A 23,082-nucleotide genomic window follows, 5' to 3' on the forward strand; every position below is an offset into this window, starting at 1 on the left:
CGCTGGTGGTGCTGAGATGACGCTTCGCTGGTGGTGCTGAGATGACGCTACGCTGGTGGTGCTGAGATGACGCTACGCTGGTGGTGCTGAGATGACGCTACGCTGGTGGTGCTGAGATGACGCTACGCTGGTGGTGCTGAGATGACGCTGCGCTGGTGGAGCTTAGATGACGCTTCGCTGGTGGGACTGCGCCAGTTATTGCTCCCTGCATAACCGGCATTTCCGCCATTCATGGCGGTCAGATAGGGCTGAGCTGTAGGGATCGGGCCGCTTGTGTTCGTTGTAGGACCGGCTTTAGCCGGGAGAGAACACATCATGAAGCCTCGGGCCTGAAGACCCTCCTACAGGAAAGGGCTGAGAGGCACAGCCGTCCGCGAAGCGATAGGCCACAGGCCGTCATCTTAGCTGTTAGAAGCATCTTAGATTTTAGCTCCTAAAACCGCCTCAATTATCTGCTTGCGCGATACCTTTAAACTGGTCTGCTCTACCTCAGGCCAAGGATAGTAATTTCGAGGGCGTTTAAAGCGTGCGGCTTGGCTGCAGACTAAGGCATCTAGTTCACTTTGCTGTGGGATATCTCCCTTGATTATCGCTGCGGGCAAGTTGCCAAACTCGTCATCAAACAGGGGAAATACGATAGCCTCTTCAATCTCTGGGTGTTGCTTGAGTATCGTCTCTATCTCTTCGGGTTGGATATTCTCACCACCACAGATAAACATGTTGTCGCAGCGACCTAAGATGCACAGATTTCCGTCCTCGTTCCAATAGCCCCTGTCCTTGGTAAAGAACCAGCCATCTGGGTCCACTGTCAATGTTATCTGTTTCTCACTTTCTGTAAGAGAATGGGTAAGAGATTGAGGCTTGAGATAGCCCAGGAAGAGTGTTTCGCCCCGGACATAGATCTTGTTGTCTTGGATCTTAAGCTCTCGGCCCGGTAATAGACGGCCACAACTGCCGTCTTCATTGGCAATACCTGTGGTGATCTGCGAGCCCATCTCTGTCATACCATAACTGGTGAAGCTGCGTATTTTTAGCGTTTCCAATTGGGCTAAGAGAGCTGGAGATATTGCCCCGCCGCCGAGCAGCAGCGCCTTCACTTGTTGAAGGCTGCTGGCATCTTGATTCAACAGCCTAACCAGCTGAGTCGCCACCAATGAAAGGTGAGTGATCTTATCTCTGGTTAATTGCTCCGCTAGTCTGGAGTCTCTATCTTGCAATACGACCGCCGCGCCGGCTAAGGCGCAGCGGTTGATGATTGCCAGACCACCAATATGAAACACTGGCAAGGTGAGTAGCCAGCTATCGACGGGCTCGAGAGGGATGAAGCTGCGGGAACCCTCTGCGTTTGCAATATGGTTATTGAGACTGTGCAACGCGGCCTTAGGTGTACCACTGCTGCCAGATGTGAGAATGATGTTGGCAGCTAGCTTGGTATCGACCCTGACCGGTTGAGATGGGATCGGATGGAATTGGCTTGTCAGGCTAAAGTTTAGGGAGATGGCTTTATGGCTTAAGGCCTGAGTCAGCGAGTCACGGTGCTGCTCTCCCGCCCAGATATGGCTCAATGCGAACCTCTCGACTAGCTCGGTTATCTGTGCCGGGGGAAACCGTGGTGAGAGTGGACAGAAGAGTATCCCTTGGTCGATACAGGCCCAATAGAGCATGACTAATTCGGGGGAATTACGGTCAATGCAGGCGAGCCGGTCTCCTCTTGTTAAGCCTGAGGATAGCAGTTGCTCTCCCAGGACCATGACCCTCAGGCTCAGATCTGAATAGCTGAGCGCCGTGTTGACTCCCTTGCTGCGCCAGCTTATCGCTATCGAATGTGGATGAGTTTTCGCCGTCTGATGTAGGGGAGAGATAACAGGGACTCGTTGCAAGGGACCTCCTTTCCTAGACTGATTTGATCAAGGTGAGTTCATCACAGCTCAGGCATTTAGCCTTGCCCGAGTCGAAGATCAGATCGGCGCTAAATGCACCTAAGGTATCTAGCCCGGGGATCTCATCCGGCGACATTATCTGGTTTAATCTCGCTAAAGCTTCAATACCTAGGCTGGCCTCCAGACTGGAGCTTAATATGGTGCGCACGCCATACTGGTCGGCTTCATGTTGTAAATTTTGTATCTTCTCTAAGGTGCCGATGAGCATAGGCTTGATGACTAAGGCCGTGAGGCCCGCTTGCATCACAAACTTGAATTTAGGATCGTTAAGGGTTTCATCTAATGCCCAGGGCATAGCGACGGCTCGATAGAAGTTTGGGTTGTCATTATGATCGATGCAAGGCTCTTCTATGTACTCGACGGCGTCGATAGGCAGACAAGCGGCAAACTCGATGGCCTGCTCTAAGCTGAAGCCTCGGTTGGCATCGAGTCTAAGTTTTAGATCGGGTCTTATGGCGAGTACCTGATGCACTAATTGAATCTCCTCTTCCAGTGAGGTCTGGGCGACTTTTATCTTAACCGAATGCGTGTCCCTAGGTAGGGCGCGTACTCGGTCGTGTAAAGTGCTAACGGACTCATCTTGCCCGCGATAGATAAGCGGAACGACTCTAGTCTCCAGAAGTGACTGCTCAGTGTCATCGAGCTGGCCGATAAGCTTGCAATAGAGCAGGCTCAAGCCGAACGCGACTGATGGGTATTGAGTCTCTTCGGCGAGGTCTAACAGCTGGATGACTGGTTTACCTATGAGCGACTCGAGACGTTCTTCCAGCAGTTGGCTGACCTCTTGCGAGCTTTCCTGGCTGAAACCCATTAAGGGACGGCTATCGATATCCAGACCCGACAAAGGGCTTATCTCAACCAATTCGGTGCGTACTCCAGATGTTCCCTCGGCTTCTGAGTTCTCATTCACTTGGAGTCTGAGAACCAGTCCGCTGCGCAGTTCGATACGTTGTTTCCCGACAGGAAGCAGTTTATCCAGGGGGATTTGGTAAGAATATAGTTGAGCAGAGGAGATGATCATTGAGGGGTCTCTATGAGTTGTAATATCAATTGCTGACAAAATTTATCCGCAGCAGCCAAGTGAACATTGTGTCCGGCTCGCTCGAATTGATGCACGGTTAACCTTGACTGACTTTGCCAGTGCAGTGCCAGGGCCAAAAACTTACTGTCATCCTTGCCGACGTAGTAATGGCAGGGAGCCGAAATCTGATTGGGTAACTGAGTTAGATCTTCCTGAGCGGCGAGTGATGTCGCTAGGTAGATCGACTGCAGCGCCTGAGCACTATTATTGCTGCGCTTTTTGACCAAGGCTTGTCGTGCTACCACAGACAGCTCGGAAAACACCCCCTGCTGGTACCAGGCATTAAGGAACTCATTCAAATTCAGGCTGGCGAGTCTGGAGTTCCACATTTTATCGTTTGTGAGTCTGGCCTCTCTATCGCTGCTGTTGAGTCCCGGGTGAGCGGACTCGATATGTAAGCTAAGGACCTGATCTCTGTATAGCCGGGCGATATGCAAGGAGATACGGCCGCCGAGTGAGTAGCCCAGTAGATGGTATTTGTCTATGTGCAGAGCCGAAATAGATTGATGAACTGCTGTGGCCACCTGATACAATCCGGGTGTGTCGAGTGATAGTTCTGGGCTGTCTCCGTGTCCTGGTAAGTCGATGCAGATGCAATAAAAATGTTTGCTCAGCTCAGGTAGCAGAGGTGTCCAATCGACTCTACTTCCCAAGAAGCCATGGATCATGACCAGAGCCGGTTTAACGTTATCACCATTGCACGTTAAGGTTAACATTAGCTCTGCTTTACCCAGGAAGCGATTGTAGTTATCTGTTCGCTGGCCTGCTCTTGTTCCACGGTCACTTCGATAACAGAGGGACCATCGAATTCAATGGCATCCTGATAGGCTGCATTGAAGCCCTCTATATCATCCACCTGGTTGTAGGCGATGCCAAACATGGCGGCAGCATAACCAAACTCCAACCCGTGGGAGAGGCGGTAATAATCGTTTCTTAACTTCTCGTCAGGGACGGGTAATAAGTTAAAGATGTTGCCGCCATCGTTGTTTAAGATCACCACGACAAAAGGTGCTTTCATGGTGCGTGCTATGGCAAGGGAGTTTAGATCGTGTAGCTGGGATATATCCCCAATGACTAAGGTGGTTGGTGTCTTGCTATGCTTGGCAATACCACAAGCCGTCGCTAATAGCCCATCTATGCCCGATGCACCGCGGTTAGTGTAAGTAGAGCCGTACTCAGGGGTCATAGGGGCAAACATATCATAGAGGCGCACGGGTAAGCTGTTGCCAATAAATAGTTGCTGTGATGGTTTCTGCGACCTGGCGATGGTACGAACCACCATGGCCTCGCCGAATTCACCATTGTCTATCTGGTGTTGGAACAGGGTTTCCAGGTAGTCATTGACTTGAGTCAGCTGCAGAGCCCAATTGACCTGTGAAGATCTGGGCCAGGCTAGTGAGGCAAATGTTTGCAGATCACACAGCCAAACCTGTTTTGCGCTATGGCTGGGATCTAGCCTTATTTGTGTCGGCAGCACTTGCCAGTAACTCTTCCATTTTTGCTCGGCAAGATAACTGATTAATCGCTTCGATATAAGACGACCACCGAAGACTAAGACTCGCTCGGCCTGTTGCAGGAGTGCTCTGGCCTTGGGCTGATGTAGGAGTTGATCTATATTGCCAATAACACCTGGGTGTTGTCTGAGCTGAGATTGAGCATCAGTGAGTAACGGCCAGCCGAGCTTTTGTGATAACAAGATCAAGGCTTCCGGGGACTCTTTGGGAGACAAGGTTCCGGCAATGATCACTCCTTTGCCATGAACGAAGCGTGCCAGTGAGTCCTGGCTTGGTATGCTCTGCAGTTTTGCCTTGCCATATTGAACATAGGGCTGACTGGTATGTTGCCAGGTGCCTAAGGTGCTCAGATATTCGGTGAAGTTGGCACTCATGGTGGAAGGGTACAAGGGTTCTCGATACATGCAGTTGATGTGTACAGGTTGAGTCTGATTACTAATGGCTTCATCTAATGTTGCCAGCAGGGATTCGGGGCGAATAGCGAGACCCGGTGTGGGTAGGTTTACCTGTTTAGCGTATTGAGAAAAAATAGCCGGCTGTACTATGGCTTGGTTGGCGCCGCAGTCGATGAGTTCCGGTGGCCTATCCCCGGACAGAACAATGAGAGGGACATGGGTCAACCAGGCTTCAATTATCGCAGGGTAAAGGTTAGCAACAGCCGTGCCCGATGTGGTGATGATAGCGACGGGGGCTAGACTCGCTTTCGCTAAACCTAAAGCCAAAAATCCCAGGCCGCGCTCGTCAAAATGCAGATGTTGTTTCAACTTTGTCTGTTTAGCGGCGGCCAAGGTTAACGGCGTCGAGCGTGAGCCCGGCGCCATGCACACATGTTGCACGCCAAGGCGCGCAAGCTCCTCAAGTATAAGAGTGCCCCATAACAAGTTCAGTTCAGCTGTCTTTTCGATCTGCATGGATAATTACCTGGAATTTAGTACCCATAGTGTACCCCTATTCACTTTAAAGGAAAATAATTAGCCCTGATAACAGCTTAACAGGTGCATTACCCTCTCAATTTTTTCTACGTCAGAGATGTTGAGATTATGTATTTAATTAGCTCTAAACTCTTGGGGTTTAGAGCTAGGTCAAAATAAGTTTTCCTGCTGGTGTGCTTATTATCATAGTTGATGAAGCTATTAAGACCTCGGGTGCCTAATCACATGTATAGTTATAAAAATCTTAATTTATAACTAATTATTAAAAATTTGAACTTCATCATTTGGTATCCCTTAAGTGGTAATTTAGGTTTAACATCTTGAACCTCAAGTATTAACATTAGCTAGGTACTGTCTCGTTTGAATTTTATTCATAACCTTAAGATTCATTGGTTTACGTATAATTGTACTATGTGGTGAATAAGATTCATTATTAATTGAATCTTGTTCGAGTTCACATTTTTCGTTTATTCATTGAGCCTATCTCAAATTTGTTTCTGACCTGTTTAACAATCAAGAATTAGTACTTGTTTACCTTAGAATATTGACAATCTTAACTGGTTAACTCCTGTTCAAATGGTGAGTTAATCATTGTGTTAATTATGTAAGGTTCGATTAATGATCTCTCATCTCTTGAATAAGGTATTAATTGGGATAGTCACACTTATGTGCTTATCTCTTAGTGCAAATGCCACCCCCTGGAATCATCTCCCTAGTGAACAACTTGAGCACAAATTAGCAGAAAAATTCTCGGCTGGTGAATATTCATCGAAAGGCGCCGATTCCTGCTTGATGTGTCACCGAAAAAATGAAGCCGTAATGGCGATTTTCGATGGTACCCACGGCATGATGAACAATAAGCAGTCACCAATGGCTGGCTTACAATGTGAAGCTTGTCATGGTCCTCAAGGAAAGCATAACAAAGGTGGCAAGGAGCCGATGATCGCCTTCGGTAAAGACAGTAAACTGTCGGCCTCTGCTCAAAACAGTGTTTGTCAGGGGTGCCATAACGATCCTAAACAGATGGCCTGGCACAGCAGTACCCATAACCTCGAAGAAGTGGCATGTTCCGACTGCCATACTCTGCACAGCGCCAAAGACCCTGCTTTAGATAAGCTCAGTGTTAATGACACTTGCACTTCGTGCCATACCAAAGAGAAAGCCGATATGAATAAGCGCTCATCTCACCCGATGAAATGGGACCAGATGACCTGTATCGATTGCCATTCACCTCATGGTTCTATGAGTGAAAGCGCCCTGAATAAACCGACGATTAATGACACCTGCTATTCATGTCACAGTGAAAAGCGTGGCCCTGTGTTGTGGGAGCACGCACCGGTTACCGAGAACTGTGTCACCTGTCACAACCCTCATGGCAGCGTTAATGAAGGCATGCTGAAGAGTCGTGCGCCTCAACTCTGTCAACAGTGTCATGCCCCCGATGGTCATGCCAGTCGAGTTGTGCAGGAACCAGGAATGGATGCCTTCGGTGGTGGTAAGAGTTGCTTGAATTGTCACAGCAAGATCCATGGTTCTAACCATCCGTCAGGCAGCTTGCTGCAGCGCTAATAGGGAGCAATATTATGAGATTTAAACTCAATATCATCACTGTGTCGCTCTTGGCCGTCTCAAGCTCGGCGATGGCCACAAACTTCGGTGTTGGTAACGCCAATATTGACTCGATCAATATGGATAAGTACCAGTGCAAACGCTGCGTCTCAACCAATGGCTACCGCGGTGAAGTCACGGTCTCTGCGGGTTATAACTCAGTAGACGATATCCATGCCGGCAATGCTCTGGGAACCGCTGAAGATGGTGCCATCGCTGCGGTAAGTGGTGACATTCGCTACCAAAATGAGACCGGGTATCAGGCTCAAATGCAAGCGCATCAGTTAGGCATGGACAATGGCTTTGTCAATATCAAGGTGGGTAAATCAGGTCTCTATGAACTGGAGTTGGATTATCAATCGCTTAAGAGTTATCAGGCGGGCGATGCACAGAGTCAGCTTTGGCATAACGATGGGATGTTAACACCCAGCGCCTATACCAATGAATTTGATCTAGCGCTAAAGCGCGAGAAGTCGACGATAGGCTTCAATTATGGAGAGGGAATTTATAACACCTTCATCCGCTATAGTCAGGAAGATAAAACGGGTCATCAATCGAGCAGCTTGGTAGCCCCGAGTCCGGTCAATTTTGGTTTGCCTGTCGATGCCACCACTAAGCAGCTCGATGCAGGAGCATCGTTAGCCGGTGATAACTGGTTAACTGAGTTGAGCTATTTCGGTAGTTATTACAGCAATAACATCACAGATCTCAGTCTGCCTCATATGAATGATGTCTATTCGACAACCCCGGATAATCAGGCTCATCAGGTTTCACTCTCAGGCCAGTATCAGCTTAATCGCACTGTGATGAGTGGTCGTTTGGTGACAGGACGGATGATCCAGGATGATGCGCTTATCCAGGTGAGTGGTAATCCACTGCAAAGTTGGGATGGGCAGATTGATACCTTGGATGGTCGTTTTACGGTGACCTCTATGTTGAGCAATCGCTTGCGATTAGGCGCTCGCGTCGATTACAGCAAACGCGATAACAAGAGCTCAGTGTGGGAGTTTACTCAGTACAGTTACAACGGCTTAAGCGGCGCGTTTAAACAAAATGTGCCTCAGGACATCGAACGCAACACCTATAAGATCAATGCCAGCTATCGTTTAGCCAGTGGTTACCGTCTACAAGCGGGTTATGACAGAAAAGAGGTCGAGCGTAGCTATAGCGAGCGTGAACAGACCAATGAAGATAGCCTGTGGGCCAAATTTAATGTCAGCGCCTTCGACCAGTTTAACATCAACCTGAAAGCCAGCCATGGTAATCGCGGTGGCTCGGATTATGAAGTTAACCAGATCACCTCATCCGAAGAGAACGCCTTGATGCGCAAGTACTATCTTGCAGACCGAAAGCGTAATGCCGTTGAGCTTAAGATTAATCACTCACCTTTATCCTGGGTGAGCATCGAGGTTACAGGGCGTTACGCTAAAGACGATTATGACGCTACCGAGATCGGTCTGACTGAATCGGAAGACTTTGGCTATGACGTCAATCTGAGTCTGCAGTTTAGCAAGCATCTGTCGGCTTACGGTTTTGCCGGTCAGCAGTGGATCAACTCGGAACAAGCTGGTAGTCAGAGCTTTTCGAGCCCGGACTGGAACGCCGATATAGAAGATGAGTTTATCAATATCGGTGCCGGTTTTAGCTATGGCGGCTTGATGCAGGACAAGCTCACCTTAGGTGGTGATTACTTGTTTAGTAATTCAATCAGTGACACCTCGGTCGGGGGCACCCTAGTCACGGCCAATAGTAGCCAGCCATATGGTGATTACTTTTCTTATAACCACAGCGTGCGCATGTATGCCGATTATGCCTTGAGCAAACAGATGGCATTGAAGCTGAGTTATCAATACGAACGATATTACGACACAGATGCGGCTCAAGTCGCGACGAATGCTGTGCCGGGGCTAACCACGTTAGGTGAGCTTAACCATGACTATAACGCACACCAAGTGATGTTGTCGTTTAGCTATTTGTTGCGCTAAGGCGCAGTGCGGAAAATCGCAAGAGGAAATATTAATGGAACGTAGAAGTTTCTTAAAAATGAGTGCAGCCATGGGCTGTGCAGCAAGCGTAACGGGTTGTAAAACCAGTTCAGACGATGCCAATGTTGTGCCGCCAAAGCCACCAGTAGGCGACGAGCAAATTACCTGGTCAGCCTGTCTGGTTAACTGTGGCTCTAACTGCCCGGTTAAAGTGTTTAGCCGTGATGGTGTTATTACTCGCGTTGAAACCGATCACGATGTGGTCGATGGCGATGATATTTATCAAGTGCGCGCCTGTGCCCGTGGTCGTTCATTGCGCCAGCGCACCTATGCCGTCGATCGCTTAAAAACACCGATGAAGCGTGTTGGTAAGCGTGGTGAAGGTAAATTTGTGCCTATCAGCTGGGATGAAGCGGCAAAAACCATAGGCACTAAGCTAACGTCGGTGATTGCTGAGCATGGCAATAAAGCCATCTTCCGTAGCTATGGCTCGGGGGCTTACTATGGCTTCGCTTCTAATGCCTGTTTTAACCGTTTATTTAACTTAAGCGGTGGCTGCCTGAATGCCTATGGTAACTACTCCTGGGCGCAGCAGATGGAAGCGGCTAAGCATACCTTCGGTACCGGTAGTACTTCAGGTTCATCGACGGTGACTCTGGCAAACAGTGACCTTCTGTTAGGTGTGGCTTATAACCCAAGCGAGGTCCGCCAAAGCGGCAGTGGCGAAGGCTATGACTACTTAAAAGCGCTGCAAAAAAGTAACGGTCTGAAAGTGGTGATGATTGACCCTCGCTACACCGACTCTATGTTAGGTAAGGAGTCTAAGTGGTTGCCCATCCGTCCGGGTACCGACGCAGCTTTTGCTGAAGCCATTGCTTATCAAATGATTAGCTCGGGTTGGGTCGATCAGAACTCACTCAGCTTTATTAACCAATATGCCGTCGGTTTCGACGCTGCTTCTATCACTGCGCAACAAGAACTTTTTGCTACGAGTGGTGATGCCACCAAGCAAGAATACGCGAAGGTGATGAAGCCTGAAGAAAACTACCGTGATTATATCTTAAGCCAAGGTATTTACGCCGAACAGCCGTTGAAGACGCCCGAGTGGGCCGAAAAAATCACTGGTATTCCGGCTGCGCAGCTTGAGCAAATTGCCACCGATCTACAAAACGCTAAGGCGCCATACATAGTCGTGGGCGCCGGTGTTAACCGTCAGGCCAATGGTGAGCAAAGCATGCGCGCTCTGTACATGCTGTCTGTATTAACGGGTAAGTTGGGCACCTTAGGCGCATCGAACGGTGAACTGCCATACATGAGTGGTATGTACCGTGCCGGTATTCCAACGGGTAGCAACCCGGTTAAAGAGAGTATCTCATTCTTTACCTGGTCTGAAGCGATTCATAACGGCGAAACCATGACTGCGCGCAGCCACGGCGTTCGCGGAACTGACGGCCTGGATACGCCACTTGGCACCAATATCAAGGTCATTATCTCAGCCTCAGACAGCTCGCTGCTGAACCAGCACGCCGAGATCAACAACACCGCTAAGATTTTAGAAGATGAAACGGGTGTTGAGCTGATTGTCAGCTGTGATTGTTGGATGACTCCTGGGGCTAAGTTTGCCGATATCATTCTGCCCGATACCAGCTGGTTAGAGTCAAATGACCTAGTTAACGACAGCTACGCCTCAGGTGCGCTGGGTTACATCACAGCGATGAAGTCGGCGATTGAGCCTATGTGGGACTGTAAGTCTATGTATGAAGCGGCAGCGCTCATCGCTAAGTACATGGGTTGTGAGGCTGAATTCACCGAAGGTAAAACTGAAGAGCAATGGCTCGAAGAGTTATATCAGAAGACCAAAGACAGCAGTAAAAACCTTGGCGTCGTGCCAGCCTTCCCGGCGACTTATAAAGACGCGCAAAAGGTCGGTTTCTTCCGTAAAAACATGAACGACAAGCATGTTGCCTTGGAAGGTTATATCAAGGGCGGTAAAGCACTGTCGACGCCAAGTGGCAAGATTGAGATCTACTCAGCCGAGCTCGCATGGCGGGCGGCTAACTGGGATCAAGAAAATAGTGTCGACAACCCGACCCAAGTTAAGGGGGACACTATCACAGCAATTCCTCAGTACACGGTGACTTGGGATGGGTATGAAGATGAAGACACTAACATCGATTACCCAATTCAGTTAGCGGGTTACCACACTAAGGGCCGCACCCACTCTAGCTACCACAACGTGCCTTGGTTACGTGAAGCGGTTGAAGATGCGGTTTGGGTGAACCCGATGGATGCAGCAGAGAACGGTTTAAGCGCTGGCGACAAGATTGAGATGTATAACGAGCGTGGTTCGATTGCCGTTAAGGTTCGCATCACTCCACGTGTCGCACCTGGTGTGTTCGCGCTAGGTCAAGGTGCTTGGTTTAAGCCTGGTAATACGGTTGGTAGCACGGGTCACATCATAGATGAAGGCGGTGCGATCAATACGCTAACCCGCTATCAGCCAAGCCCTGTTGCTAAAGGCAATCCACAGCACACTAACCGTGTTGCAATTAGAAAGATTTAAGAGACTCGTTAATTATGACTCAACCAACTCAATATGGTTTTTATGTAGACAGCACTAAGTGTACTGGCTGTAAGGCATGTCACGTGTCTTGCAAAGACCGCCAAAGTAACGAAATTCGTAATAATAGTAACCCAGAGGGTAATACCTTACCTGCACTCGAGGGCGTAACCTGGCGCCGCGTGTATGAGTACGGTGGCGGAGAATGGACTAAGGGTAACAATGGCTGTTTTGAGCAAAATGTATTTGCTTATTATATGTCTATTGGCTGTAACCACTGCTCCGAGCCAGTATGTGTTAAAGCTTGTCCTACCGGTGCTATGCATAAACGTCGTGAAGATGGTCTGGTTCACGTGGCGTCTGAGCTGTGTATCGGTTGTGAGAGCTGTGCGCGTGCTTGCCCGTACGATGCACCGCAAATTGATCGCGATCGCAAGGTGATGACTAAGTGTGATGGTTGCTTTGAGCGAATCGCCGACGGTCGTAAGCCCGTATGTGTCGAGTCTTGTCCGCTACGAGCTTTGGACTTCGATACTATGGATAACCTTCGGGCTAAGTATGGCGATGGAGACGGCCATATTGCACCGCTACCCTCACCTTCAATCACTTCACCTAACTTGATTATCAAGGCAAACGTCAATGGCCGCCCGGCTGGCAGCGGTGAAGGGCAAATATTAAATTTATCGGAAGTTTAATTGTTTATGGCGCCCATGTGGCGCCATTTTTAATGAGATGTAATTGTGATATCAGATAGCGTAAATACTTATTCAGATCTGCAGGCTATAGCACGAGTGCTGCATAATGTTCTGTTGGATTACCCCAGTGAAGTTTCGATTGACGGTTTTGCTGAAAATGAACTTGGTGACACCTGGCCTAGCCTAACTAACTCGGCAGAAAATCAGCAAGGCAAAGTGCTGCTTGATAGCTTTTTGGCAAAGTGGAACTCAGAACAGATAAATGAGTTAAAGCTTGATTATGGTCAGCTGTTTTTTGGTCCAGGAGAGCCGACAGCTATGCCATGGGGCTCAGTATATCTGGGCGAAGAGCAGTTACTGAATGATAAATCAACGGTCGCCTTGATGGCGTTTTATAAACACAATGGGATTAGCTTTGATCTAGCGCAAAACCAGCCACTGGATCATATTGCACTGTTTTATGCAGTACTTGATCAGCTGTTAGGTCAGCTAGTCGCAGATTCAAATAATAAAGCTGTGTATGAAACTATGGTGATCTTGATGCAGCAACATATGTTGCTTTGGTCCGGACGCTGTTTAGAGTTAGCTCTTGAGCACGCAGAAACAGATTATTACCAAGCCATTGCATTATTGGCGCTAGATTTTCAATCGGTATTGAGTACAGAGCTAAATATTATCCCTGTATCTGCTCGCTTATTTAAGTAAGGAGTCTTTATGGGGGTTATATATGCAGTAGGTGCGCAATGGGAAAAGGCCGAGTTTGCAAAACAGCTTAGAGAGTATTTTGTTAAAGATAATCAGCTAAGAGACATGTTTAGCGGGGCGACGAATATAGAGACGCTGACCCATGTTATGGCTGCTCTGATTGATGACAGAGAAAAAATTCAGGCAGTAAAAAATAACCTAAATGCTGAATCTGTCTTCTTAATTCTCTTTGATTGTTATTTGCTGTTGTTTATAAAGGAGCTGGAGCACGGTGGGCTTTCTCAGGCAGAGCACCTTATTACTCAGATAAGCAGACGATATGCTGAATCAGCTAAAAAAAACATTTGTAATTCAATTGTTTGTATTATGGCGGAAAGATTGTTGCTGTCAGCTAAACAGCTAGATTCTCTGTATCTTGATAGAAGAGGTGATCAAAGAAATATGGGGGCTACAATTTAGGTTAATCATGGCTATATTACTTTGCTATTGGGATAGCTATACCTCAATCAAACAGTGAGCCAATATTGTGGTCTACAAATCCATTACCTCCGGTTATCGATCCATTCACTCATGACCACATGGGTTTTTATTTTGATGATATCGGTCTGGGCATCGATATGTTCTCTGATTTCATGGAGACGTTTCATCGAAGCAGCCTGAACATAGACCAAGAGATCCATATCTCCTGTGATGCCTCGGCAGGTAACGACCTCAGGAATAGCCTGGAAAACATGAACCACATCGGCACAACGCGGACATTTGTGCTGGATCTCGAAGTAAGCTGATACTCCCTCTTTTTGAGACTCGCTAAGTAGCACCTGATAGCCACGTATGATACCTGTGCTCTCGAGCTTCTTGATTCGCTCGGAGACGGCCGAACGAGACAAATTCACCGCCTCGGAGATGTAGGAAATGCTCTGTCTGGCGTTTAACCTTAGCGCGGCGATGATAGCTTTGTCGAATTTGTCTAATTGATCCACCTAATACTCCTGATTACCTATGTTCAATGTTACTTGTTGCCAACTATTTGTCTGAAATCCTGACTATTACCGACATTATGACGGTGTATGAGTCAGATCCGCTTATTGAATACGACAGTTTGTATCGAGAGTTAAGTTTATACTAATGGTGAAGATTCCCATACTAATGGGAGCCTGTAAGGTATTTAAGCTAAATTTAACTCCATAATAATATGAGCCCTATGCCAACGTTTTGATGGTTATCTAAGTGATATTACATTCTTGGGTATAGGGCGGCTATAGCAGTATAAGGGCAGGGTAGATGGATCAGATAAAGGGAACAATTGGCCGTTGGCAGGGGGCGGGTTTGATGGCAACCACGTTATTGGGGACAGGAGTATTTGTCTTACCTCAGATGACGATAGCGACGGCAGGTAATGACGCCTTAATCGCATGGCTTTTGCTAACCCTTGCAATTATCCCCGTCACACTGGTTTTTGGTCGATTAGCCGGGGCTTTTCCCCATGCAGCCGGACCTGCATATTTTGTCGAGAAGGCATTCGGTCGAACGGCGGGTCGAACCATAGGACTTATTTTTCTCTTGGTGGTGCCACTCGGTGCCGCCGCAGCTATCTTAATGACATTTCAATTTGTCGAGACCATGGTGCCCGTATCTGGCTGGAGTGAGGTCGCGATGCAGTTGGGCTTGCTAGTTGTGCTGTTTTTGCTTAATTTCAGAGGCATACATGTTTCTGCTAAGCTGCAATTTGTACTGACAATCGCCATTGTCAGTGTCGTGGTCTTGATGTTTGGCGCGGGGGGATTGAATCTGCATAAGCTGGAGTCTATATCTGCTGGAACATCGAGTGATGCCGGCTTAATCATGGCGGCTGCGGGTATCGCTTTCTGGAGCTTTTTAGGGGTGGAGGCCATGACTCATTTGGCCAATGACTTTAAAGATCCCAAGAAAGACATGATCCCAGCCATGATGATAGGCACTGTCTTAGTGGGAGTCGTTTATCTCGCGTGTACCGGACTCTTGCTAATGACTCAAGTTGATACCGGCGCAGGGGCAGGCTTAGCCATGGTAACAAGTTTCGATAGCTTGCTTGGTGGTTATGGTGCTCAAGTGATTGGTGTCTTAGGAATCGCCGGTGGTTTAGCGACTGTAAATGTGTATACCGCCAGTGTTTCGCGCTTGTTGTGGAGCTTTAGCCGGGAGGGGATACTTCCTGGTTATTTTGCTTCAATCAACCGCCATCAAGTTCCGGTTAGGGCGCTGTCCGCCGTGTTGCTCACCATGGCGTTGGTCATTGTCTTAACTTATGTTTTGGATCAGGAACTTGAACATCTGATCGCATGGAGCAATGGGGTGTTTGTTATCATCTATCTGATGTCTATGCTTGCTGCGGCTAAGCTTCTGAGCAAGCGTTACTTACCCTTAGTGGCGGTAGGGAGTCTGTTCTGTATCATGCTTGCTTTTGCCTTGGGCTCGAGCATGTTATATGCGGTGATCATGATCTTAGTGGTCGCACCTATATTATGGTGGCAGAAGAAACATCTTTCACGTAAACAACTGCTGCAAACTGCTTAGGCTAGCTTATTGTATAAGGCTCCGGGCTAGCGATAAGTAAACGGGATTCGGTGAGAGATAAACCTGAGCATATTTGGATTTTCTGTCCTATATTTTTAACTCTAAGTTAAAGAATTTGTGGAGGAACAGAATGGATTCAGCTGCATTACTAAGTCATATCGATGAGCTACCACGCTTACCTAAGGCGGTCAGTGAACTGCTCGACCTGGTTAATAATGATGCTGCTTCGGTGGCGGAAATAACAGAGAAAATCTCTCATGATCCTCTGGTCAGTGCCCGAATCTTACGTTTAGTCAATTCGGCCCACTATGGTCGTAGCAGGGAGGTTGGTTCGATCGATGAAGCTGTGGTTCGTTTGGGGATGCAAACCCTAAGAACTTTAGTGATAGCTTCGGCGGTAATTGGCGCGGTACCCACTATCGCCGGTATCGAGCTGGGGGAGTTTTGGGGGCAAACCTTTGAAGTTTCTCTGTATGGACAGGAGATGGCCAAGCGATGTGGTGCTGCCCCGGATATGGCATTTACCTGTGGCATATTACACGATATTGGCGAACTGCTCATTGCCACCATTGAGCCTGATAAATCGGCGAAAATTCGTGAACTTGCCACTAATGGGGACAAAAAATCACTCATTGAGCAAGATATTTTGGGGTACGAGTCGGCAGAAGTGGCTGCATTATTGGCAAAGAACTGGAAATTTTCTCCCGAACTTGTCGAAGGAATAAAGTATCAAAATCACCCCTATAAAGCCGAGCCCTTCTCTAAGCAGGCAGCGTTATTAGCACTTTCTCATACAATCTTAGATGAGTGGGATCGGGTCGATGAAAATGAGAGAACCAGTTGGTTATCTCAGCAAGCAACGGCTGTAGGTTTGAAAATGGAGGTGGGAGGGCTACAGGATAAGATACTTGGCTTGAGAGGTAAGGGCTTCGATATTGCCAAGCAATTAACCTAATAATCTCATCTGTAATGAATCGATTTGACTGTCAGCTCTGGGGCTCAGCTCCCCAAGAGCGAGCTTCTTTGCTTTTCTAAGATAAAGCCTAACTGTCCATCGCTAAATTGCGCATCTGTATAAGTTCGCTGTGTTTAAGGTAGAGCAGGTCAGCTGTCCTACGAATTATCTGATCTTCGTATTGGCACAGTTGACCATCGGCATAGGCTAATTTCCACATGGCCAATATCAACTTTTGTTTTTGCTCTACGTCGCACTGCTCATTTATCTCCTTGGTAAACTCATAGAGGGAGATCGAGTCGCCTTGTATCTTCTTAGCTTCATCGATTAGCGCTTCAGTCTCTGCCTGAGTCAGAGATAGGGCCTTAGTCATGAGTTGTGGCAGCAGTTGTGCTTCCTCTTCACTCAAGGTCTCATCGGCATAGATGACTTCGAGCAGTAAGCTCACGGCGGCTAAATTTAATTGGCGGGCTTTCTCTTCCGGTGTGACGGCTTGTGAGTGCGACGTTAGAAATTGTTTTAATTTGGCTAACATGAAAGACCCTGTCGATTTGAAGTGAGTTCAGCATAAAGGGTTAGAGTAGAAGATGAAATAAGAGTTCACTTGTAAACCAGATACAATAATGAATATTACTTCATCTATCTTTTCAGCTCTAAGAGGTAAACTTAAAGAATGGCACCTAGGCCTTTCATAAGCATATCTGTTGTACCCTCTCCGGCATTGCTATCTAGGTAGCCTTTAACGATATCGACCATAGGGGCCGCGAGTTCTTTTGAAATCCCAAGTTTTTCGAAGGCATCGTAAACTTGAGCACCGCCTTGAAGCGAGCTACCCAGATCACCCGCTTTTGCCAGTAAACCTGACATACCTGATTCGTTATCTAGGGCTGGAGCCGCTGATAATAGGCTTTCTATACCAGGAATAGCATTGGCAATAGAGCCAAAGTCATCACCACCGAGTGTGGATTTTGCCAGAGAAAGTAGGCTGCCTAATCCGCCTTCAGCCTGAGACTGATTGAGTCCGAGCTGAGACATGACACTGCCCACTAGGTCGCTGTTTTGCGTTTGTACGACCTGTGGTTTTGCTTCTTCTGCTGCAAAGAGGTCATCAAACCAACCTGCAGCCGCTGGTGCGCTTAAAGTCGTGCTAGCGAGTACTAGGCCGATCACAGCTGATAGTTTCATTTTTTATTCCAATGGTGAATTAATTAGATTGTTGTGACCATTCTATCTTTTTTAACAATATTATTGCATCTATTTTACTGTTTCAGCTTTGTATTGTGATATTTCATCGGTGCAATAACTATCAATTTTCGGTATCCTAGCGACCTTACTCTGCTTTTTTAATTATCTATTGGAAACACCCATGTCATTGTCTGCGATATTAACTGAAGCCTACAACTTCTTTCGTAACCATATTAGCCAGTTAGCCGCATTGACTGTGCCTATTTTATTTATTCAGGTTGGTATTCAGCTGTGGCTGGGCATGGAGATCAGAGGTGCCGATCTAGAGAACCCTCAGTTTGGTGCCTCTCACATGGCGGCCATGATGGCCCTGTTACTGGTGTTTTCTTTATTGATTGCGGCCTTGACTCTCTTCTTAGAGATCCGCTCACAAGGCCATGAAGCCAGTACTGCGCTGATATTGAAGACCAGTTTGAACTTCGTTCCAGGCCTGTTACTCGCCGGTGTATTTTCAGGCTTAGCGATTCTCGCTCCTGTGATGATTTTTGCAGCCTTCGGCCCTTTATGGCTAATCGGACTCACCATGAGTATTTATATCTTTGCCAGACTCGCCTATGTGAACTTTATGGTTGTCGTCGAGCGGTTAACGCCATTCGAAGCGATTAAGGCTAGTTTTAAATTTAGTAGCCCGATAGCATTCAAGACTCTGATGGTACTCATGTTGTACATTCCTTTGTCTCTCGTGGGTGGTTCAATTTCTGCTCTGGTGCAATCATTAGGTTTCCCAGTCCAGCTGATCGTCGAAGTGTTTGTCGCGTTTATCGGCTTATTCGTCAATGTGGCACTTTTCCGTTTGTACATGGTTTCACGCCCTAACAAGGTAGATGAAGAAGCTTAAGTCATAGGAAAATTTAGTGCTTAGCATTTAGGAATGGGAAATACGGAGTATCTGTTGTGCTTACTGATGTGGACTTAGTTACTCAATTTTCTGCCGAATTAGGTCATGACTACTGCATCGCTAAGAGCTATGTAAAAGATGTGCCTACCCAGGCATTACTGCTGCTTCGTAGTCTTACCCATAAATTAACGGATTTGCTGGCTGAGTCCAAAGGAGTCAAGTTCGCGGGTCCAAATCTATACGACAGAATAGAAACTCTTAATAATCAGCGCGTCATCGATGTACGTATTACCAGAGCCCTGCATCGTTTACGAGGGGATGGTAATCGTGGAGCCCATCCGGAAAAATATCACCTGACTGCCGAACAATTACAGCAGCTCAGTGAAAAATCGATAGAGAAGCTATTAAAACTCATCGAATCTTTGTTTAAGCAAGTCACGGGTAAGTCACTGCCTAAGTATAAATTTGAGCCATTCGATTTATTGGTGGGGCGGGATCTCTGTTATAGAGCCGTGATGCAAGGCGAAGCAGAAGCCCAATATCTTGTAGGAATGTCACTCAAAACTCGTGCTCTTATGCAGCAAGAACAAGAGCTGGCACTCGAGGCTCTCGATGATGAAGAGGCTGCCCAATCAAACCTTTCCAGAGACACTTTAGCCAAGGCCCAATATTGGTTTTCTCTGGCTGCCGATCGGAATATGAATGCTATGCACGAGCATGGCGTCGCCTTAATTCACGGTTACAAAGGTGAGTCCGACGTCGTTGCAGGGGAGAGGGCTATCGCTTTGTCTGCCCAGGCTGGTGTTGCCAATGCTATGGCCTTGTTAGGTTACTTCTATCTGGTAGGTAGTGAAACCGTCACTATCGATCTCGATAAAGCTCAAGAACATCTGCAGGGTGCTGCCGAGCTGGAGCAAGCGGAGGCGATGGCGAACTTAGGTGTGTTGTTTTATCAGCAAGGTGATCTTGTCCAGGCTAATGACTTTATCTCCCAAGCCGCTAAGGCTGGCTTTCCCCATGCTCAATACAATCTTGCCTTGATGTTGGCAAAAGGGGAAGGCACAGAAATCGATCTATTGGCCAGTGAGCACTGGATGAAAGAGGCGGCAGAACAAGGGCAGCTCGATGCCATGTTCTCTCGTGCCCAGGCCTTGCTCAATGATGATGGTTCTACAAGTGTTGAGCTGGCTTTGGCCGAGTCTTATCTCAGAGAAGTGATCAAGTACGGTCATAGTGTCCCCGCCATGATTGAACTCAGCATAGCCTTAGCCGACGGCATGCTTGATAAAATTGATGTAGTAGGCTCTGCGGCTCTGCTCAAGTTAGCCAAAGAGCGGGCAAGTAACGAGGAACTCTCCGTCATAGAGCCATTATGGCACTCTCTGCTGCAGCAGGTTGAAAATGTGCTCTGTGTTGCAACTAAGACAGAAGAGTTAGCTGCCCTAGAGAGAGCAAAAGAACTGCTTTCTGATTAATACCTATCTATAGCGGTAGATATAAGTCCATCTGGTCAACCCCTCTTATTCTACTATTTAGAAAACTAAAATTGAAATTCTGCGCACTCAATATTTGCATACAATATGCAGTGTGTTACATTTATGTTATTCAGGCTGAGAGGATACTTAATTGCTGACACGTGCGGACGAAAGACAAGACTGGGAAGGTGATCTTATGGATGATCAACAATTGAACCGGAAGCTCAATGATATTGCCGAGTGTTATGTCAAGTTGGTACTCGCTATCGGCCTGCATGATCCCTTCTATGTCGATGCCTTCTACGGCCCAGAAATTTGGCGATTGGAGTGTAAAAAACTCAATCTGACAGAGCTGCAGAAAATGGCAAAAGCACAGCTAAAGTGCCTGAACTCTCTCAGTCTATCGGATATTGACGCTAAACTCATCTCCAGGCATAGCTTCTTAAACAAGCAAGTATCATCTGTGGTTTACTACTTGAGCCATCTGCAAGGGGATAGAGGTAGCTTCGATGTTGAGTCTGAAGGTTTATACGATACTCAGTCGCAAAAATTTGGCTTATGTTCATTCGAGTCGATACAAGATGAGATCGATAAGCTGTTACCGGGCGAAGGAGAGTTAGCCGAGCGTTTCGAGCAGTTTAGAGCGGAATTTATAGTGCCTCAGAGCAAGATCCCTGCGGTATTCGAGGCTGCGGTAGATAAAGCCAGAGCGCTCACTGGGGTGCATATAGAGCTGCCCCATGATGAAAATTTCAGTATCGAGTTTGTCACCGATAAGATCTGGACCGCCTATAACTGGTATCAAGGTAACTATAAGAGTCTCATTCAGCTTAACCAAGATCAGCCTCTTTATATTGAGCGGTGTCTGGAGCTTGCCAGCCATGAAGGCTATCCTGGTCACCATGTATTCAACCTGTTGCAGGAGAGAGATCTGGTCAGAACCGAGCAATGGATCGAATATGCAGTTTATCCTCTCTATAGTCCTATCTCTTTTCTTTCGGAAGGCAGTGCTAATTATGGCCTGAGCCTTATCATGTCTAAGCAAGAGGTGATCGATTTTGAATATGAGACCTTGATGCCATTAGCAGGTATCGAGGGGGATATTGAGAAATACCACAAGGTGTTGGCGTGTTATAAGAAACTCGCCTATTTGGATAATTTGGTCTGTGAGCAGTTGACCGATGGTCATATCTTGGAAGAGGATGCTCAAAACCTCTTGATAAAATATGGTTTGTATACTCAGTCAAGAGCTAAGCAAAGGGTGAAGTTCTATCTCTCTAATCGAGCCTATGTGATTAATTATAATCATGGAGAGGAGAGTGTAGCCCGATGGGTAGAAAAAGATGGCGAGACGAGAAAACATGAGCATTGGAAGCGTTTCGAGGCGCTGTTAAAGCGGCCTCTGACAGCTTCACAATTTAAAGTATAACGCTTAGCGCTTTCCTGTGTCAGCGCCTGAAAGGTGACGCCTGCTAGCTTGGGTCGTGCTCGTAGGTACGTCCTTGGTGCGGCTCAGCTTGATGACGTTTATCCGCAAAGGCCTTATCGGTAAATATTTGCTGGTTCTGCTGTTCGCTAGCGGTAGAGAAATTACTTTGTTGCTGCTTATCTGTATAAGCTCCCTGGGCTTGCTGCTGTTTAAACTTAGCTAGCTGTCTCTTAAGAAATAGACGACCAAACAGGCTTAACAAGATAAAGCTAATAGCGCCGAACAATAGCAGGAATGGCAGAGCGATGAGCGCTAGGGTGATGACTGCAATACCGATAGCAAACGCCATCCAACCTTTGGCTCCGGAGAATCTTGTCTGGAAAGGTGATTGCTGAAATTGACTATAGATCATAAAAACTCCAAAAATTAACTGTGTCCAGTTTGCATATTTAATAACCTAAGATCACGTTAAATTCAGTTAATCTGGCTGTGAATATGTAACAGATTGTCTGTAAAGGCGATAACACCTCAAGAGTCACAATGATAAACCAGTTTGGATTAATCTAAGCTGAATAGCGGGCTAATTATCACAAGTTTCGTTATCGAAAGCTTCGGCGACACTCTTACATATGGTTTCCCTTATCCATTTATGACCGGGTTCCTCGTTATTTCGAGAATTCCAAAGCAGAACATAGGCCAATGGAATAAATTCGAATGGCAGTGGCAGCTCGACCAATGGATACAGCTTTCCGGCATGGCGGGCAAAGCTAGATGGCAAGGTGAATATCAGATCGCTATGAGCGCACACACTTGCCGCACCATAAAAGTCCGGTACCGTAGTACTAAGTTTACGTCTATGGCCTAAGTTTGCCAGATGATAGTCAAGGGCCCACCAGTCATTGCCTTCACAGCGCACCTGTACATGTGACATTTCCAGATAGATGTGTATATCCCATTGGCCTGTTTTTACCGCAGAAATTATTGGATGATTTTCTCTGACCAAACAGATCTGCTTATCGGTAAACAGGGTCTGGTGAGATATTCCGTGGGGAAGCCTGTCAATTTGAAAATCTGATTGTGGATGTAGGTCTCTGCCTGATATGCCGAAATCGATCTGTCCCTTCTGTAAGGCCTGCATGGATTGCTCCATCCATACATAGGTATCGAGTTTCAGGTTTGGCGCATTATTGAGTAATGGGCCGATAAAATAGGGTAATAAGGTTTCATAGGCACTCTCAACCATAGCGAAAGAGAATTGACGATTGCTGCTTGCTGGAGTGAAACTAGGAGGTTGTGTCAGCTGGTATAGACCCTGAAGCATATCTGGTAATTTCTGGCCCAACTGTAAGGCATGGGCCGTGGGCTTTAATCCATGGGCGGTGCGATGAAACAGGGGATCTCCTAGAGTATCGCGTAGGCGATTAAGGCTCTTACTGAGAGCCGATTGACTCAAGTGCAGACGACTGGCTGCGCGGGTGACACTTTGTTCTTCCAGCAGTACCTGCAATATGACCAGCAGATTGAGATCGATTCTCGCCAGGTTATCCAGATTCATTAGTTATTCCTT

The 23,082-nt window shown here is 47.2% G+C and carries 21 protein-coding genes; 11 read left to right on the forward strand and 10 right to left on the reverse strand.

The window, feature by feature from the left end:
• Nucleotides 1-122 precede the first annotated feature (122 nt).
• From FS373_RS30155 to menD, 5 genes are all read right to left on the reverse strand, one after another.
• Entirely contained in the window at nucleotides 123-317 is a 195-nt protein-coding gene (locus FS373_RS30155; protein ID WP_152831403.1) for a hypothetical protein, read from the reverse strand.
• A gap of 102 nt (nucleotides 318-419) precedes the next feature.
• Nucleotides 420-1,880: an o-succinylbenzoate--CoA ligase gene (gene menE, locus FS373_RS30160; RefSeq protein ID WP_152831405.1), complete on the reverse strand. Its 1,461-nt coding sequence runs from the start codon at nucleotides 1,878-1,880 to the stop codon at nucleotides 420-422.
• A gap of 13 nt (nucleotides 1,881-1,893) precedes the next feature.
• Nucleotides 1,894-2,961 carry an o-succinylbenzoate synthase gene (menC, locus tag FS373_RS30165; protein WP_144044493.1) on the reverse strand — a complete coding sequence of 356 codons (1,068 nt, stop codon included), beginning with the start codon at nucleotides 2,959-2,961 and terminating at the stop codon, nucleotides 1,894-1,896.
• Nucleotides 2,958-3,737 carry a 2-succinyl-6-hydroxy-2,4-cyclohexadiene-1-carboxylate synthase gene (menH, locus tag FS373_RS30170; RefSeq protein ID WP_152831407.1) on the reverse strand — a complete coding sequence of 260 codons (780 nt, stop codon included), beginning with the start codon at nucleotides 3,735-3,737 and terminating at the stop codon, nucleotides 2,958-2,960. The genes menC and menH overlap by 4 nt, the downstream gene beginning before the upstream one ends.
• Entirely contained in the window at nucleotides 3,737-5,446 is a 1,710-nt protein-coding gene (menD, locus tag FS373_RS30175; protein ID WP_152831409.1) for a 2-succinyl-5-enolpyruvyl-6-hydroxy-3-cyclohexene-1-carboxylic-acid synthase, read from the reverse strand. Before menD ends, menH begins: the two co-directional genes overlap by 1 nt.
• A gap of 639 nt (nucleotides 5,447-6,085) precedes the next feature.
• Between menD and FS373_RS30180 the strand changes: the two genes are divergently transcribed.
• The 6 genes from FS373_RS30180 to FS373_RS30205 are packed head-to-tail and all read left to right on the forward strand — an operon-like array spanning nucleotide 6,086 to nucleotide 13,479.
• On the forward strand, nucleotides 6,086-7,036 hold the full coding sequence (locus FS373_RS30180) for a DmsE family decaheme c-type cytochrome (RefSeq protein ID WP_152831410.1): 951 nt from the start codon (nucleotides 6,086-6,088) through the stop codon (nucleotides 7,034-7,036).
• Nucleotides 7,037-7,050: 14 nt separating this feature from the next.
• Nucleotides 7,051-9,060: an MtrB/PioB family decaheme-associated outer membrane protein gene (locus tag FS373_RS30185; RefSeq protein ID WP_144044496.1), complete on the forward strand. Its 2,010-nt coding sequence runs from the start codon at nucleotides 7,051-7,053 to the stop codon at nucleotides 9,058-9,060.
• Between the two features lie 34 nt (nucleotides 9,061-9,094).
• Entirely contained in the window at nucleotides 9,095-11,623 is a 2,529-nt protein-coding gene (locus FS373_RS30190; RefSeq protein ID WP_144044497.1) for a DMSO/selenate family reductase complex A subunit, read from the forward strand.
• A 14-nt stretch (nucleotides 11,624-11,637) separates the two neighbouring features.
• Nucleotides 11,638-12,315: a DMSO/selenate family reductase complex B subunit gene (locus FS373_RS30195; RefSeq protein ID WP_144044498.1), complete on the forward strand. Its 678-nt coding sequence runs from the start codon at nucleotides 11,638-11,640 to the stop codon at nucleotides 12,313-12,315.
• A 45-nt stretch (nucleotides 12,316-12,360) separates the two neighbouring features.
• Nucleotides 12,361-13,020: a molecular chaperone TorD family protein gene (locus FS373_RS30200; protein WP_322619587.1), complete on the forward strand. Its 660-nt coding sequence runs from the start codon at nucleotides 12,361-12,363 to the stop codon at nucleotides 13,018-13,020.
• A gap of 9 nt (nucleotides 13,021-13,029) precedes the next feature.
• A complete protein-coding gene (locus tag FS373_RS30205; RefSeq protein ID WP_144044500.1) occupies nucleotides 13,030-13,479 on the forward strand; it encodes a hypothetical protein in 450 nt (149 codons plus the stop codon).
• Nucleotides 13,480-13,562: 83 nt separating this feature from the next.
• Here FS373_RS30205 and FS373_RS30210 read toward each other — a convergent pair whose 3' ends face one another.
• Nucleotides 13,563-14,000 (reverse strand): Lrp/AsnC family transcriptional regulator, encoded by a 438-nt coding sequence (locus FS373_RS30210; protein ID WP_144044501.1) that lies wholly within the window; start codon nucleotides 13,998-14,000, stop codon nucleotides 13,563-13,565.
• 301 nt (nucleotides 14,001-14,301) lie between these two features.
• Between FS373_RS30210 and yjeH the strand changes: the two genes are divergently transcribed.
• Both yjeH and FS373_RS30220 read left to right on the forward strand, forming a co-directional pair.
• A complete protein-coding gene (gene yjeH / locus FS373_RS30215) occupies nucleotides 14,302-15,573 on the forward strand; it encodes an L-methionine/branched-chain amino acid transporter (RefSeq protein WP_152831412.1) in 1,272 nt (423 codons plus the stop codon).
• Between the two features lie 130 nt (nucleotides 15,574-15,703).
• Entirely contained in the window at nucleotides 15,704-16,528 is an 825-nt protein-coding gene (locus FS373_RS30220; protein ID WP_144044502.1) for an HDOD domain-containing protein, read from the forward strand.
• 88 nt (nucleotides 16,529-16,616) lie between these two features.
• On the opposite strand, the gene FS373_RS30225 is transcribed toward FS373_RS30220, so the two are convergent.
• Together FS373_RS30225 and FS373_RS30230 are read right to left on the reverse strand one after the other, a co-directional pair.
• Nucleotides 16,617-17,063 carry a TerB family tellurite resistance protein gene (locus FS373_RS30225; RefSeq protein WP_144044503.1) on the reverse strand — a complete coding sequence of 149 codons (447 nt, stop codon included), beginning with the start codon at nucleotides 17,061-17,063 and terminating at the stop codon, nucleotides 16,617-16,619.
• 131 nt (nucleotides 17,064-17,194) lie between these two features.
• Complete coding sequence (locus tag FS373_RS30230; RefSeq protein ID WP_144044504.1) at nucleotides 17,195-17,713, reverse strand: DUF2780 domain-containing protein; 519 nt, start codon at nucleotides 17,711-17,713, stop codon at nucleotides 17,195-17,197.
• A 181-nt stretch (nucleotides 17,714-17,894) separates the two neighbouring features.
• On the opposite strand from FS373_RS30230, the gene FS373_RS30235 reads away from it, so the two are divergent.
• The 3 genes from FS373_RS30235 to FS373_RS30245 all read left to right on the forward strand — a co-directional run bounded on the left by FS373_RS30235 (nucleotide 17,895) and on the right by FS373_RS30245 (nucleotide 21,515).
• Nucleotides 17,895-18,611 carry a hypothetical protein gene (locus tag FS373_RS30235; protein WP_144044505.1) on the forward strand — a complete coding sequence of 239 codons (717 nt, stop codon included), beginning with the start codon at nucleotides 17,895-17,897 and terminating at the stop codon, nucleotides 18,609-18,611.
• 56 nt (nucleotides 18,612-18,667) lie between these two features.
• Complete coding sequence (locus tag FS373_RS30240; protein WP_144044506.1) at nucleotides 18,668-20,086, forward strand: DUF4145 domain-containing protein; 1,419 nt, start codon at nucleotides 18,668-18,670, stop codon at nucleotides 20,084-20,086.
• Nucleotides 20,087-20,237: 151 nt separating this feature from the next.
• The gene (locus FS373_RS30245) at nucleotides 20,238-21,515 is read left to right on the forward strand and encodes a hypothetical protein (protein WP_227993413.1); all 1,278 of its coding nucleotides are present in this window, start codon (nucleotides 20,238-20,240) and stop codon (nucleotides 21,513-21,515) included.
• Between the two features lie 43 nt (nucleotides 21,516-21,558).
• Here the strand turns inward: FS373_RS30245 and FS373_RS30250 are convergent, their stop codons facing one another.
• Nucleotides 21,559-21,927 (reverse strand): hypothetical protein, encoded by a 369-nt coding sequence (locus FS373_RS30250; RefSeq protein ID WP_144044507.1) that lies wholly within the window; start codon nucleotides 21,925-21,927, stop codon nucleotides 21,559-21,561.
• Between the two features lie 168 nt (nucleotides 21,928-22,095).
• Nucleotides 22,096-23,070 (reverse strand): LysR family transcriptional regulator, encoded by a 975-nt coding sequence (locus tag FS373_RS30255; RefSeq protein ID WP_144044508.1) that lies wholly within the window; start codon nucleotides 23,068-23,070, stop codon nucleotides 22,096-22,098.
• Nucleotides 23,071-23,082: the final 12 nt, after the last annotated feature.

This window comes from Shewanella sp. YLB-07, from assembly GCF_009377275.1.